The following is a 12511-nucleotide window of genomic DNA, read 5'->3' as shown; positions in this document are numbered from 1 at the left end:
GGCGCTGCCGGATGCCCGCCCCTGTACGCGATCCGGCGCCCCTCGCCGTCAGGTGACCGATCGGCCCCGACCCCGCCGGGCCGGTCGGCCCCCGGCCGGGACCTTTGACGTCTGGGTGGCGGCTCCCCTCTGCGAGACGGTGGCAGTAGGAGCAGTACCGATCTTCCGCGGTGCCGCTCCCCACGCCGCACGCTGCCGGTCTCCCGGCCCACGACCTCGACGACGGAGGCGCAACCCCCATGACCCGACAGGACGCCCGAACCCGAGCTGCCGCCCCGGGCGGCGAGCCGTCCGAGACCGCCATCGCCGTCGACCGGCTGGTCACGAACGGGCTCAAGGCACTCGCCGACTACGAGGAACTGACGCAGGAGCAAGTCGACCACATCGTCAAGAAGGCGTCGGTCGCCGCCCTCGACCAGCACACCGCGCTCGCACGACTCGCGGTGGAGGAGACCGGACGCGGCGTGTTCGAGGACAAGGCCGCCAAGAACATGTTCGCGTGCGAGCACGTCACGCACAGCATGGGCCGGATGAAGACCGTCGGGGTCATCGCCCGCGACGACATCGAGGACATGGTCGAGATCGCCGAACCGGTGGGGGTGGTGTGCGCCATCACGCCCGTCACCAACCCGACCTCCACCACGATCTTCAAGGCGCTGATGGCGCTGAAGACCCGTAACCCGGTCGTCTTCGCCTTCCACCCCTCGGCCCAGCGCTGCAGCGCCGAGGCCGCTCGCATCGTGCGGGACGCGGCCGTCACCGCGGGCGCGCCGGAGCAGTGCATCCAGTGGATCGAGACCCCGTCGGTCGAGGCCACCGGCACGCTGATGCACCACCCGGGCGTCTCGCTGATCCTCGCCACCGGCGGCAACGCCATGGTCAAGGCCGCCTACTCGGCGGGCAAGCCCGCCCTGGGCGTGGGCGCGGGCAACGTCCCCGCGTACGTGCACAAGAGCGCCAAGCTACGCCGGGCCGTCAACGACCTGGTGCTGTCCAAGTCGTTCGACAACGGGATGATCTGCGCCTCCGAACAGGCCGTCATCCTCGACGACGAGATCTACGACGCCGCCCTGGCCGAGTTCCGCACGCTGCACGCCCACCTGGCGACCGCCGAGGAGAAGTCGAAGCTGGAGGCGTTCCTGTTCCCCTCCGGCCGGGCGGGCGCGGGCTGCGAGCCCAAGGTCAACGCCACGGCCGTAGGTCGGAGCCCGGCGTGGATCGCCGAGCAGGCCGGCTTCACCGTGCCCGAGGACACCTCCGTCATCCTGGTCGAGGCCGAGCGCGTCGGCCCGGACGAGCCGCTGACCCGCGAGAAGCTCTGCCCGGTCCTCGCCGTCCTGCGCGCGGGCTCCGAGCAGCAGGGCTTCGACCTGGCCGCCGACATGGTCGCCTTCCACGGCCAGGGCCACAGCGCCGTCATCCACACCGAGGACCGGGCGCTGGCGGAGGCGTACGGAAAGCGCATCAAGACCGTGCGGATCATCGTCAACGCACCCTCCTCGCAGGGCGCCATCGGCGGCGTCTACAACAGCCTCCTGCCTTCCCTGACGCTCGGCTGCGGCTCCTGGGGCAGCACGTCGGTGTCCAACAACGTCTCCGCCGCCCAGCTGCTGAACGTCAAGCGGGTTGGCACGCGCCGCAACAACCTGCAGTGGTTCAAGGTCCCGCCGAAGATCTACTTCGAGCCGCAGGCCATCCGCTACCTCGCCTCCATGCCGGACGTCCACCGCGTCACGATCGTCACCGACGCGACCATGACCCGCCTCGGCTTCGTCGACCGCGTCGACCGCGTCCTCAAGCGCCGTCCCGAGCCCGTGACACTACAGATCATCGACAACGTCGAACCGGAACCCAGCATCGGCTCCGTGCAGCGCGGCGCCCGCCTCATGCGGGACTTCCGCCCGGACACGATCATCGCGCTCGGCGGCGGCTCACCCATGGACGCGGCCAAGGTGATGTGGCTGCTCTACGAGCACCCGGACATCGACTTCGCCGACATGCGGCACAAGTTCTCCGACATCCGCAAGCGCGCCTTCCGCTTCCCGACGCTGGGCAGCCGGGCCCGCCTGGTGTGCGTGCCCACCACCTCCGGTACCGGCGCCGAGGTCACGCCCTTCGCCGTCATCTCCGACCCGGTTACGGGCAAGAAGTACCCGCTGGCCGACTACGCGCTCACCCCCAGCGTGGCCATCATCGACCCCCTCCTCACCACCGCCCTGCCCCCGGCGCTGGCCGCCGACAGCGGCTTCGACGCGCTCACTCACGCCATCGAGGCGTACGTGTCCGTCTACGCCAACGACTTCACCGACGGGCTGGCGCTGCACGCGATCCGGCTCATCTTCGACCACCTCGAAGCGGCGGTGAACGACCGCGAGGGCTCGGCTCAGGCCCGGGAGAAGATGCACAACGCCGGCACTATCGCGGGCATGGCCTTCGGCAACGCCTTCCTCGGCATCGTCCACGCCATGTCCCACACGCTCGGCGCCACCTTCCACATCGCGCACGGCCGCACCAACGCGGTCCTGCTGCCGCACGTCATCCGCTACAACGGCACCGTCCCGACCAAGCTCACCGGCTGGCCCAAGTACGAGAGCTACCGGGCTCCCGAGCGCTTCCAGGACATCGCCCGCGCCCTCGGTCTGCCCGCCGCCACCCCGCAGGCCGGCGTGGAGTCACTCGCCCGGGCCGTTGAGCGCCTGCGCCAAGCCGTCGGCATCGAGCCGTCGTTCCGGTCCCTCGGCGTCGACGAGCGCTCCTTCCTCGACGCCCTGCCCCAGCAGGCCATGAACGCCTACGAGGACCAGTGCGCCCCGGCCAACCCGCGGATGCCCATGCTCGACGACATGCAGGAGCTGATGCGAGCGGCCTACTACGGCTCCGTCGGTACACCTGGCGAATAGCCTTCCCTGGTGGGCACGCAAGCGCCCACCAGGGAAAGGAAGCCCGGCCTGCCGTCTCAGGGCATCAAGGTCCGCCCGACAAGGCGCTCCCTGACCGCGTCAAGTGCGGCTTGCTGCCTTTCCCAGGCCCCCATGACGCTTCGGTGCCACAAGACGCCGTAGGCGGCCAACACGGCGGTGGACTCCTGTGGGAGAGGCAGGAATTGCGGTTCGCCGCCGTCCACTTGCGACACGGCGACAGCGACGGTGTCCTCGTCGTGGACCCGGTGGAGACGCAGACACCCTGCTTCGGGAAACGCAGCCGTGGCCACCTCGGCGGTAACCGGTAGACCCTCACGCTGGGCGAGGCTCACCCGGTTCTTGCCCTCGACGGCCGCGTAGAGTGGCAAAGCCCCCGCGCGAGCGTACTGTGCCCCGCCACTCGCGTTGATCGCGGCCAAGACAGCCCGGGGATCCCCCCGCAGGTCACGCTCGAACGGTCTGCGCCACAAGCCACCCACGACGAGTGAGGAGTCGACCTCGGTCCGTGGGCGCTTGTCCGGGCCGGCATGGGCCCGATCGAATCGAACGGCCTGGAAGTCGGCTCCGGGGAGTGCCGTGGCCAGGAAGTGACAGGGCTCCGGCACCTTGCGCCACGGACTGTCGTGAAAGTGACCAGGGCTCACATAAGGCGACGGCTGACGCGCCTGCCACCTTCGCCAAGCGGAATAGCCGTCGCCGACGAGCGATCGGCGCTCACCTCGCGCGTCACCTTCTGCCAGCCAGTCGTCCAACTGCGCTTTGCTCGCGACGAGTTGCGCACAAGCCTGCCTGAGCGCACCTGCGTCCGTCATCCCGCTCCCTCCTCCAACGGTCAGTGGATGCGGGCTACCCCTCCCAGGCAGGTCTCGAACCGGCGTGACCCGCCCGGGGCAGGCGGGGTGCCTGCATCTCAAGCCTGCGGTGCCTCGCCCACGCCGTGCGAGGCACCGCAGTCACAGCGCCCGCAGCCCGTGCTCCCGGAACTGCTCGCGCACTCGCTCGGTCAGGTCCGGGTCCGGCGCGGGTGTGTCGCGTAGCGGGAAGGGAATCCCCAGCGCGTCGTACTTGTGGGCGCCGAGCTTGTGGAAGGGCAGGACGTCCACCCGGTCGACGTTGCCCAGCCCGGCGAGGAACGCGCCGAGGCCGTCGATGGCAGCCGGGTCGTCGGTCCAGCCGGGCACGAGGACGTAGCGGATCCACACCGGGACGCCGAGGCGGTCCAGGCGGGTGGCGAAGTTGAGGGTCGGGGAGAGGTCGCCGCCGGTCATGTTCCGGTAGGTGCGGACGTCGAAGGACTTGATGTCCAGCAGGACCAGGTCGGTGTCGGCGAGCAGCTCGTCGGTCGCGCGGGCGCCGAGGAAGCCGGAGGTGTCGAGCGTGGTGTGCACGCCGAGTTCTTTGCAGCGGCGGAAGACCGCGGCCGTGAAGGCCGGCTGCAGCAGCGCCTCGCCGCCCGTGAGCGTCACTCCCCCGCCGGCGGTGGTGATGAAGGCCCGGTACTTCTCGATCTCGGCCATCACCTCGTCGACGGTGGTCTGCTTGCCGTCGCGCATGTGCCAGGTGTCCGGGTTGGCGCAGTACAGGCAGCGCAGCGGGCAGCCGCTGACGAAGAGGACGAACCGGGTCCCGGGACCGTCCACTCCCGTGGACAGGTCCCAGGAGTGGATGCGGCCCGTCACCGGCTCGGCCGTGGTGTTCACAGCGATCCGTGGAAGGTGCGGCTGATCACGTCGAGCTGCTGCTCGCGGGTCAGGCGGACGAAGTTGACGGCGTATCCGGAGACCCGCACCGTCAGTTCCGGGTACTTCTCCGGGTGTTCCATGGCGTCTTCCAGCGTGGCCCGGTCCAACACGTTGACGTTCATGTGGAAGCCGCCGGAGGCCGTGTACGCGTCGAGAATGCCGGCCAGGTGCGCGGCGCGCTCGGCCGGGTCGTGGCCGAGGCCCTCGGGGGTGATCGTCGTCGTGAGCGAGATGCCGTCGCGGGCCTGCTCGTAGGGCAGCTTGGCGACCGAGAGGGCGGAGGCGGCCACGCCGTGGCGGTCGCGACCGTTCATCGGGTTGGCGCCGGGCGCGAACGGGGCGCCGGCGCGGCGGCCGTCGGGGGTGTTGCCGGTGTGCTTGCCGTAGACGACGTTCGAGGTGATGGTCAGTACGGACTGGGTGTGCTCGGCGTTGCGGTACGTGGGGTGGCGGCGCACCTTGGCCATGAACGACTGGACCAGGTCGGCTGCGAGGGCGTCCGCGCGGTCGTCGTTGTTGCCGTACGCCGGGAATTCGCCCTCGACCTCGTAGTCGACGGCCAGCCCGGTGGCGTCCCGGATGACCTTCACGCGGGCGTGCTTGACGGCCGAGAGGCTGTCTGCCGCCACCGACAGGCCGGCGATGCCGCACGCCATGAAGCGGTGCACGGGGTAGTCGTGCAGGGCCATCTCGATGCGCTCGTAAGCGTACTTGTCGTGCATGTAGTGGATGACGTTCAGGGCGTTGACGTACGTGGCCGCGAGCCAGTCGAGCATGCGGTCGTATGCCGCCGACAGCTCCTCGTAGTTCAGGTACTCCCCCGTCAGCGCGGTCATCCGCGACGCGATCTGCTCGCCGGTCATCTCGTCCCGGCCGCCGTTGATCGCGTACAGCAGGGCCTTGGCCAGGTTGACGCGGGCTCCGAAGAACTGCATCTGCTTGCCGACCGCCATGGCGGAGACACAGCAGGCGATCGCGGTGTCGTCTCCGGTGCGCGGCCGCATGAGGTCGTCGGACTCGTACTGGATGGCGCTGGTGTCGATGGAGACCTGGGCGCAGAACTGCTTGAAGCCCTCGGGCAGCCGCGGCGACCACAGGACGGTCAGGTTGGGCTCGGGGGCCGGGCCCAGGTTGTACAGGGTCTGCAGGAAACGGAAGGAGGTGCGGGTGACCAGCGGCCGGCCGTCGGTGCCGATGCCGCCGATGGACTCCGTCACCCAGGTCGGGTCGCCGGAGAAGAGGGCGTCGTACTCGGGGGTGCGCAGGAACCGTACGATCCGCAGCTTGATCACGAAGTCGTCGATCAGCTCCTGGGCGCGGGTCTCGTCGATGGTGCCCTCGTCCAGGTCACGCTGGAGGTAGACGTCCAGGAAGGTGGAGGTGCGGCCCAGCGACATCGCAGCGCCGTTCTGCTCCTTCACCGCGGCCAGGAAGCCGAGGTAGAGCCACTGGACGGCCTCGTGGGCGGTGGCGGCGGGCCGGGAGACGTCGCAGTGGTACGAGGCCGCCATCTGGGTCAGTTCGCCCAACGCCCGGATCTGCTCCGCCAGTTCCTCGCGGTCGCGGATGACGTCGGGGCTGGACGGCCTCCCGTCGAGAAGGGCCCGCTCAGCCCGCTTCGCGTCGATCAGGCGGCCCGTTCCGTACAGTGCGACGCGACGGTAGTCGCCGATGATCCGGCCTCGACCGTAGGCGTCCGGCAGGCCGGTGATGATCCCCGCCTTGCGGGCGGCACGCATCTCGGAGGTGTAGGCGTCGAACACGCCGTCGTTGTGGGTCTTGCGGTAGGTGCCGAAGACCCGCGTGACGAAGGGGTCGGCCTGGTAGCCGTACGCCTTCAGCCCGTTCTCCACCATCCGCAGACCGCCGTTCGGCATGATGGCCCGCCGCAAGGGGGCGTCGGTCTGCAGGCCGACGATCAACTCGCGGTCGCGGTCGATGAAGCCCGGCCGGTGCGAGGTGATGGTGGACGGGGTGCCCGGGTCGACGTCGAGGATGCCCCGGCGCCGCTCCTCGGGGAACAGGCGAGCGACCTTGCCCCAGACGGCGAGCGTGCGTCCGGTCGGCCCGGCCAGAAACGTCGAATCTCCTTCGTAGGGCGTGTAGTTCGCCTGGATGAAGTCACGCACGTCGACCTGGTCCCGCCAGCACGTACCGGCGAAGCCTCGCCACGCCTCGGTCGCCGCCCGGGCTCCAGCTGTCACCGTTGCCGTCATCGCCGGTCTCTCCCTCACTCTGCCCGTAGAACTTCTTCCGCTTTTGATGCTCGTCGCTCGCGATGCCGCCGGGGAGGGCCTCTTGGCGTACTTGAGGCGCGCCACCCGTCCCTCTCTCGCCGGGCCGTAGGTCCCGGTCAGGCAAGGCCCCGCTTCTCATCGCCTGGACCAAGGGCGCGCCCGTGGGCTGCCTCGCAGGAACACGAGCAACCGGGGCACCTCCTCCTACGAGCGGAGGTGCCCCGGTCCGACGAACGCGCCGGCTCTCAGAGCAGCCAACGGTTGCGGCTGACCAACGGCAGCCGCGCCCACGCCTTGCCCAGGCCCCAGGTGGTGCCGGCGCCCGCGACCGCCAGGGCGATCAGGACGATGGCGTAGATGAGGTGGTAGTCGGCGAACGGGTTGGTCGACATGCTCGCCGAGCCGTCGGAGAGGTGCTTGGCCGGCGGCCACTCGGCGATCCACATCAGCGCCATCATGGCGGTGCCCGCGACCGCCGCGAGCCGCAGGCCGATGCCCGCGATCAGGGCGAGGCCGATGCCGAGCAGGCCCAGCATGAACAGCCAGTCCGCCCAAGCGGCCCCGGCCCAGTCGTGGAACGTGGACTCCATCGGGCCGACAGCGACACCGCCGAGGAAGCCCTTGGTCGGCGAACCGCCGTCGATCCAGCCCCTGCCGGAGCCGGTCGCGTAACCGAAGCCGAATGTCTTGTCCAGGAAAGCCCACAGGAAGACGAAGCCGGTCAGGAGACGGAGCCCTGCGAACACGTACGCACGGGTCGCCGTCGCGGCGGCGGTCGTCGTCTCGGCGGAGGCCGGAGCCGTCCCGGCCCTGACCAGGGACGGGAAGCGGAATCCGCGGTACCGGTGGGGGTGGCCGTGCACTGCCATGATGCTCATCCCTTTCGAGGGGGTACGACGCGCGGAATGTGGTGGACGACTCTCGTCGCACCTTCAATGTCCCGCGTCGACGACGCCCATCCGAGGGGCTGCAGGGCCCGGACACAGGGCCGAACGTCCCCCGTCTGGGCCCCCGTTGGCAACCGTCAGCCGTCCCAGGCCCAGTCGGCGACCTCCGGCAGGTCGGTGCCGTGGATGCGGATCCAGTCGTGGTGGCGCAGGCGGGCGTCCTCCATCCGTTGGCGTACGGGCGCGGCGCGCACCGCGAGCCCGGGCACGCGGTCGATGACGTCCATGACCAGTCGGTAGCGGTCCATGTCGTTGCGGACGACCATGTCGAACGGCGTGGTCGTGGTCCCGATCTCCTTGTAGCCGCGCACGTGCAGGTTTTTGTGGCCGGTGCGGCGGTAGGCGAGGCGGTGGATCAGCCACGGGTAGCCGTGGTAGGCGAAGATGACCGGCTTGTCGGGGGTGAACAGCCCGTCGTACTCGAAGTCGCTCATGCCGTGCGGGTGTTCCTCGCGCGGCATCAGGCGTGCGATGTCGACGACGTTCACCACCCGGACGGCCAGCTCGGGCAGGTGCCGGCGCAGCAGCTGGGCGGCGGCCAGGACCTCCTGGGTGGGCACGTCACCGGCGCAGGCCAGGACGGCGTCGGGCTCGCCGCTGTTCTCCGTGCCCGCCCAGTCCCAGATCCCGGCGCCGCGCGCGCAGTGGACCTTGGCCTGCTCCATCGTGAGCCAGTCGAAGCAGGGCTGTTTGCCGGCCACGACGACGTTGACGTAGTCGCGGCTGCGCAGCACATGGTCCGCCACCGACAGGAGGGTGTTGGTGTCCGGCGGAAGGTAGACGCGTACGACCTCCGGGCTCTTGTTGAGGACGTGGTCGACGAAGCCGGGGTCCTGGTGGGAGAAGCCGTTGTGGTCCTGGCGCCACACGTGCGAGGTGAGCAGATAGTTGAGGGAGGCGATGGGCGCGCGCCAGGGCAGCCGGCGGGTGGTGCGCAGCCACTTGATGTGCTGGTTGACCATCGAGTCGACGATGTGCACGAACGCCTCGTAGCAGGAGAACAGCCCGTGCCGACCGGTGAGCAGGTATCCCTCCAGCCAGCCCTGGCAGGTGTGTTCGGAGAGAATCTCCATCACCCGGCCGTGCCGGTCGAGGTGTTCGTCCACCTCGAGGGTGCCGGCCTGCCACGCCTTACCGGTGGCCGCGTACACCGCCTGAAGGCGGTTGGAGGCGGTCTCGTCCGGGCCGACCAGGCGGAAGTCGCGCCGGTCGGCTGTGTTCCGCATGACGTCTTCCAGCAAGTCGCCGAGGACGCGGGTGGGCTCGTGCAGGGTGGCGCCGGGTTTGTCGACGGGGACGGCGTACCGCTCCAGCGGGGGCAGGGGCAGTTCGCGCAGTAGGAGTCCGCCGTTGGCGTGCGGGGTCGCGCCGAGCCTTCGGGCGCCGTCCGGGACGCAGGCCAGGACGTCCGGGCGTGGGCGGCCGTGCTCGTCGAACAGTTCCTCGGGGCGGTAGGAGCGTAGCCAGTCCTCCAACTGACGCAGGTGGTCGGGGTTGTCGCGGACGGCGGCGAGGGGAACTTGATGGGCGCGCCAGGTGCCTTCCACCGGCAGTCCGTCGACCTCCGCCGGGCCGGTCCAGCCCTTGGGGGTGCGCAGCACGATCACCGGCCAGCGGGGGCGTTCGGTTGCTCCGTCCTCGCGTGCGGCGCGTTGGAGGGCGGCGATGCGGTCCAGCGCGGTGTCCATGGCCTCGGCCATCGCCTGGTGGACGGCCGCCGGGTCGTCGCCGGTGACATGGAGCGGGTCGTGACCGTAGCCCCGGAGCAGTTCGTCGAGTTCGGACTCGGGGAGACGGGCGAGCACCGTCGGGTTCGCGATCTTGTAGCCGTTGAGGTGGAGGATCGGCAGGACGGCGCCGTCGTGGACGGGGTCGAGGAACTTGTTGGAATGCCAGGACGCGGCCAGCGGACCGGTCTCGGCCTCGCCGTCGCCGATCACGCACGTGACCACCAGGCCGGGGTTGTCCAGGGCGGCGCCGTAGGCGTGCGAGAGGGCGTACCCGAGTTCACCGCCCTCGTGGACGGAGCCCGGGGTCTCCGGGGCGACATGGCTGGGCACGCCGCCGGGAAAGGAGAACTGCTTGAACAGCCGGGCCATGCCGTCGGCGTCCCGGGTGATGTCCGGGTAGGTCTCGGTGTACGAGCCTTCCAGCCAGGCGTTGGCGAGGACGGCGGGCCCGCCGTGGCCGGGGCCCCAGATGCACAGGGCGTCCAGCTCGCGATTCTTGATGACGCGATTGAGGTGGGTGTGGACCAGGTTGAGGCCGGGAGAGGTGCCCCAGTGGCCGAGGAGACGCGGCTTGACGTGCTCGGGGCGCAGCGGTTCGGTCAGCAGGGGGTTGGCCATGAGGTAGATCTGGCCGACGGCCAGGTAGTTCGCGGCGCGCCAGTGGGCATCCAGGGCGCTGAGCTCCTCGTCCGTGAGTACGCCGGGCGCCTGCTGCGTGTCGGCTGGCATGTGAGCTTCCCTTCCGGGTCGGTGCGTCGGTCAGACGGTGCGCAACGGTCCGCACCTCTCCACTCTCCGCCCACCGGGCCGGGGCCCGCCAGGGCCGACCGGGCCATCACTGACCACCGTGCTCGCCATCAGGTCGCCGCCGGCACCAGCACCACCGGGCAGTGGGAGTGGTGCAACAAGACGTGTGCAACCGGACCGAGCCGACCGATGCGGCGGTGCGCGCCGATGATCACGACGCCGGCCTCGCGAGTGGCCGCCAGCAGGGCGTGGGCCGGACCGGTGCGGACCGTGCGGCTCTCGACGTCGACCTTGGGGTACTCCTCCTTCAGTCGGGCGATGCTGAACCGCGCGACGGCTTCCTCCGCCTGGTCGTTGCGGGCCTGGCGCTGCTGGCCCGGGCTCGTCGCGGGTACCAGCGAGGGCAGTTCGGGTGTGGTGTGCCGGTGGGTTGCGCAGTGCAGAACGCGCAACCGAGTCCCGCGCCGTTCGGCTTCCTGGAAGGCGTAGGCGGCTGCGTCCGCGTCGGCGTTGCTCTCCAGGCCGAGCAGCGCTTCGCGTCCGTTGTCGCAGGGGTGGTCTCCGCGGACGACGAGCAGCGGACCGTGCGTGTGCGCGGCCAGCCGCAGACTCACCGAGCCGGCCAGCAGGCCGGTGACTCCGCCGAACCCACGGGTGCCCACGACGGTGAGGACGGCGCTCTCGCTCTCCCGCGCCAGCGCCCGCACGGCGCCGTCCTCCACGGCCCGAGTGTCCACCGACAGGCCGGGATGACGCTCGTGAACCCGTGCGGCGGCCGATGCCAGAACCGGTCCCGCCTCGTCGCGGTCGCCCACGGCGAACACGATGCGCAACGCGGTGCCACGGTGCGCCGCTTGCTCGGCGGCCCAGTCCAGCGCTCGTACGGCGACCAGTGAACCGTCCACACCGACAGCTACATGACGGAGAGTCATCGTCTTGTTCCCTTCTCTTCGTGCGCGGGGTATGCAGTCCTCGTGGGACCGAGGACCGTGGGCAAGCTCGCCGTCGGGACTGAGCTTCGATCCCGCGGCTGCTCCACGCAGGATGCTCGTCGTCCAAGGCCCCTCCGGGACAGGGGCCGACAGAGCCCATGGACACCCCGTACGGCCCAAGCGCCGTCGGGCCAGCCGGTCCCGGACCCGGACGGATGAGAAGAAAAGGAAAGAACGTTCAGACGGTGAGGTCCACCCCGTACAGAGTGTGTCCGCCGACGAGCTCACGGCCGGTGACCAGTTCGGGCTCGATGCGGACGAAGACCTCCTGCGGCGAGGGCACCCAGGAGACCGGCCCGGTGCGGGCCAGGCGTTCGATCTCGGCGGGGTCGGTCACCACCATCGCTGCGCCGGTGACCACGACGCTCCAGCCGGAGTGCCGGACCGCGTCGACGTCATCAGCCTCGAAGGCGACCACCGCGCCGTCGATCGCGCGGACCAGCTCCGAGGCAGCGGAAGTGCGCAACACCACCGCTCCGCCACTGTCCAGGCTGAAGTTCACCGGCAGCACGGCGGGCAGGGCCTGGCGCGTGTAGACGATGCGGCCGACGGGCACCTTGGCCAGCCGCCGCAGGCACTCCTGCCGCCCGAGTTCGTGGAAACCGTCGTTGGGGTGCATCAGCCAGCCCGTCTTTCGCCTGGTAACAGCGGATCTGCGTCATTCCATCCTGAGCCGGATGCGGCCCGGAGGTGAGGGGCCATCGGTCCCGGCCATGCCGGAGAACGGCCCGGGTCACGCCGCGCTCGATGGGCCCGCCCGGCCTCTCCTGGGCGTGTGGGTGCCACTCGGGCCAGCCGACCGGATCGCACCGCCAGCAGCCCGGCATATCCCACAAAACCCGGCAGTAGGGTCCATCGGCCCCACCCGTGCCTCGCCCCTCCCTGTTGTCTCGGACCATGTCCGATATCGACCCAGGGTCCGCGTCTCATCACACGGAACGCACCGTCGGCGAAACAAGCGTCGTGGAGCTGCGCGGCGAGCTCGACATCTTCACCGCGCCGCCCCTCGCGGCCCGGCTGGACGCCCCTGACCGCCGGCCCGCACCCCGATCTGGTGCTGGACCTGCACTCGACGGCCTTCATCGACTGCGCCGGTCTGGGCCTGCCATCTTCGAGCTGCACACCAGCCTGAGCACGGACCTGGCCCTTCACCGTGTGGAGGCCGTCGCCGCGCCTGCCTCCACACGGTGAAGGG

At 70.2% G+C, this 12511-nt stretch carries 8 protein-coding genes; 1 reads left to right on the top strand and 7 read right to left on the bottom strand.

Annotated elements, in window-relative coordinates:
- The first annotated feature begins 239 nt into the window (after window positions 1-239).
- The gene (gene adhE / locus OG381_RS36450) at window positions 240-2900 is read left to right on the top strand and encodes a bifunctional acetaldehyde-CoA/alcohol dehydrogenase (RefSeq protein ID WP_327720236.1); all 2661 of its coding nucleotides are present in this window, start codon (window positions 240-242) and stop codon (window positions 2898-2900) included.
- Between the two features lie 56 nt (window positions 2901-2956).
- Here adhE and OG381_RS36445 read toward each other — a convergent pair whose 3' ends face one another.
- The 7 genes from OG381_RS36445 to OG381_RS36415 form a co-directional block, all read right to left on the bottom strand.
- Window positions 2957-3733, bottom strand: coding sequence for a hypothetical protein (locus OG381_RS36445; protein ID WP_319138208.1), 777 nt, complete (start codon window positions 3731-3733; stop codon window positions 2957-2959).
- 141 nt (window positions 3734-3874) lie between these two features.
- Window positions 3875-4621: a pyruvate formate-lyase-activating protein gene (gene pflA, locus OG381_RS36440; protein ID WP_319138206.1), complete on the bottom strand. Its 747-nt coding sequence runs from the start codon at window positions 4619-4621 to the stop codon at window positions 3875-3877.
- Entirely contained in the window at window positions 4618-6879 is a 2262-nt protein-coding gene (gene pflB, locus OG381_RS36435; RefSeq protein ID WP_319138204.1) for a formate C-acetyltransferase, read from the bottom strand. The genes pflA and pflB overlap by 4 nt, the downstream gene beginning before the upstream one ends.
- A 266-nt stretch (window positions 6880-7145) precedes the next feature.
- Window positions 7146-7769 carry a DoxX family membrane protein gene (locus tag OG381_RS36430; RefSeq protein ID WP_086747366.1) on the bottom strand — a complete coding sequence of 208 codons (624 nt, stop codon included), beginning with the start codon at window positions 7767-7769 and terminating at the stop codon, window positions 7146-7148.
- Window positions 7770-7924: 155 nt separating this feature from the next.
- Entirely contained in the window at window positions 7925-10306 is a 2382-nt protein-coding gene (locus OG381_RS36425; protein WP_319138202.1) for a phosphoketolase family protein, read from the bottom strand.
- 128 nt (window positions 10307-10434) lie between these two features.
- Complete coding sequence (locus OG381_RS36420; RefSeq protein WP_319138200.1) at window positions 10435-11256, bottom strand: universal stress protein; 822 nt, start codon at window positions 11254-11256, stop codon at window positions 10435-10437.
- A 238-nt stretch (window positions 11257-11494) separates the two neighbouring features.
- Window positions 11495-11935 carry a pyridoxamine 5'-phosphate oxidase family protein gene (locus OG381_RS36415; RefSeq protein WP_319138198.1) on the bottom strand — a complete coding sequence of 147 codons (441 nt, stop codon included), beginning with the start codon at window positions 11933-11935 and terminating at the stop codon, window positions 11495-11497.
- Window positions 11936-12511: the final 576 nt, after the last annotated feature.

The organism is Streptomyces sp. NBC_00490 (assembly GCF_036013645.1).
Lineage (GTDB): Bacteria > Actinomycetota > Actinomycetes > Streptomycetales > Streptomycetaceae > Streptomyces > Streptomyces canus_F.
The sequence above is the reverse complement of the archived record's forward strand: the minus strand, read 5'-3'. Positions and strand labels throughout refer to the sequence as shown.

Excerpts from the sequence above, each read along its gene's own strand:
- pflB (WP_319138204.1), bottom strand. The coding sequence starts at position 6,879 with ATGACGGCAACGGTGACAGCTGGAGCCCGGGCGGCGACCGAGGCGTGG.
- OG381_RS36420 (WP_319138200.1), bottom strand. The coding sequence starts at position 11,256 with ATGACTCTCCGTCATGTAGCTGTCGGTGTGGACGGTTCACTGGTCGCC.
- adhE (WP_327720236.1), top strand. The coding sequence starts at position 240 with ATGACCCGACAGGACGCCCGAACCCGAGCTGCCGCCCCGGGCGGCGAG.
- OG381_RS36415 (WP_319138198.1), bottom strand. The coding sequence starts at position 11,935 with ATGCACCCCAACGACGGTTTCCACGAACTCGGGCGGCAGGAGTGCCTG.
- OG381_RS36430 (WP_086747366.1), bottom strand. The coding sequence starts at position 7,769 with ATGGCAGTGCACGGCCACCCCCACCGGTACCGCGGATTCCGCTTCCCG.
- OG381_RS36445 (WP_319138208.1), bottom strand. The coding sequence starts at position 3,733 with ATGACGGACGCAGGTGCGCTCAGGCAGGCTTGTGCGCAACTCGTCGCG.
- OG381_RS36425 (WP_319138202.1), bottom strand. The coding sequence starts at position 10,306 with ATGCCAGCCGACACGCAGCAGGCGCCCGGCGTACTCACGGACGAGGAG.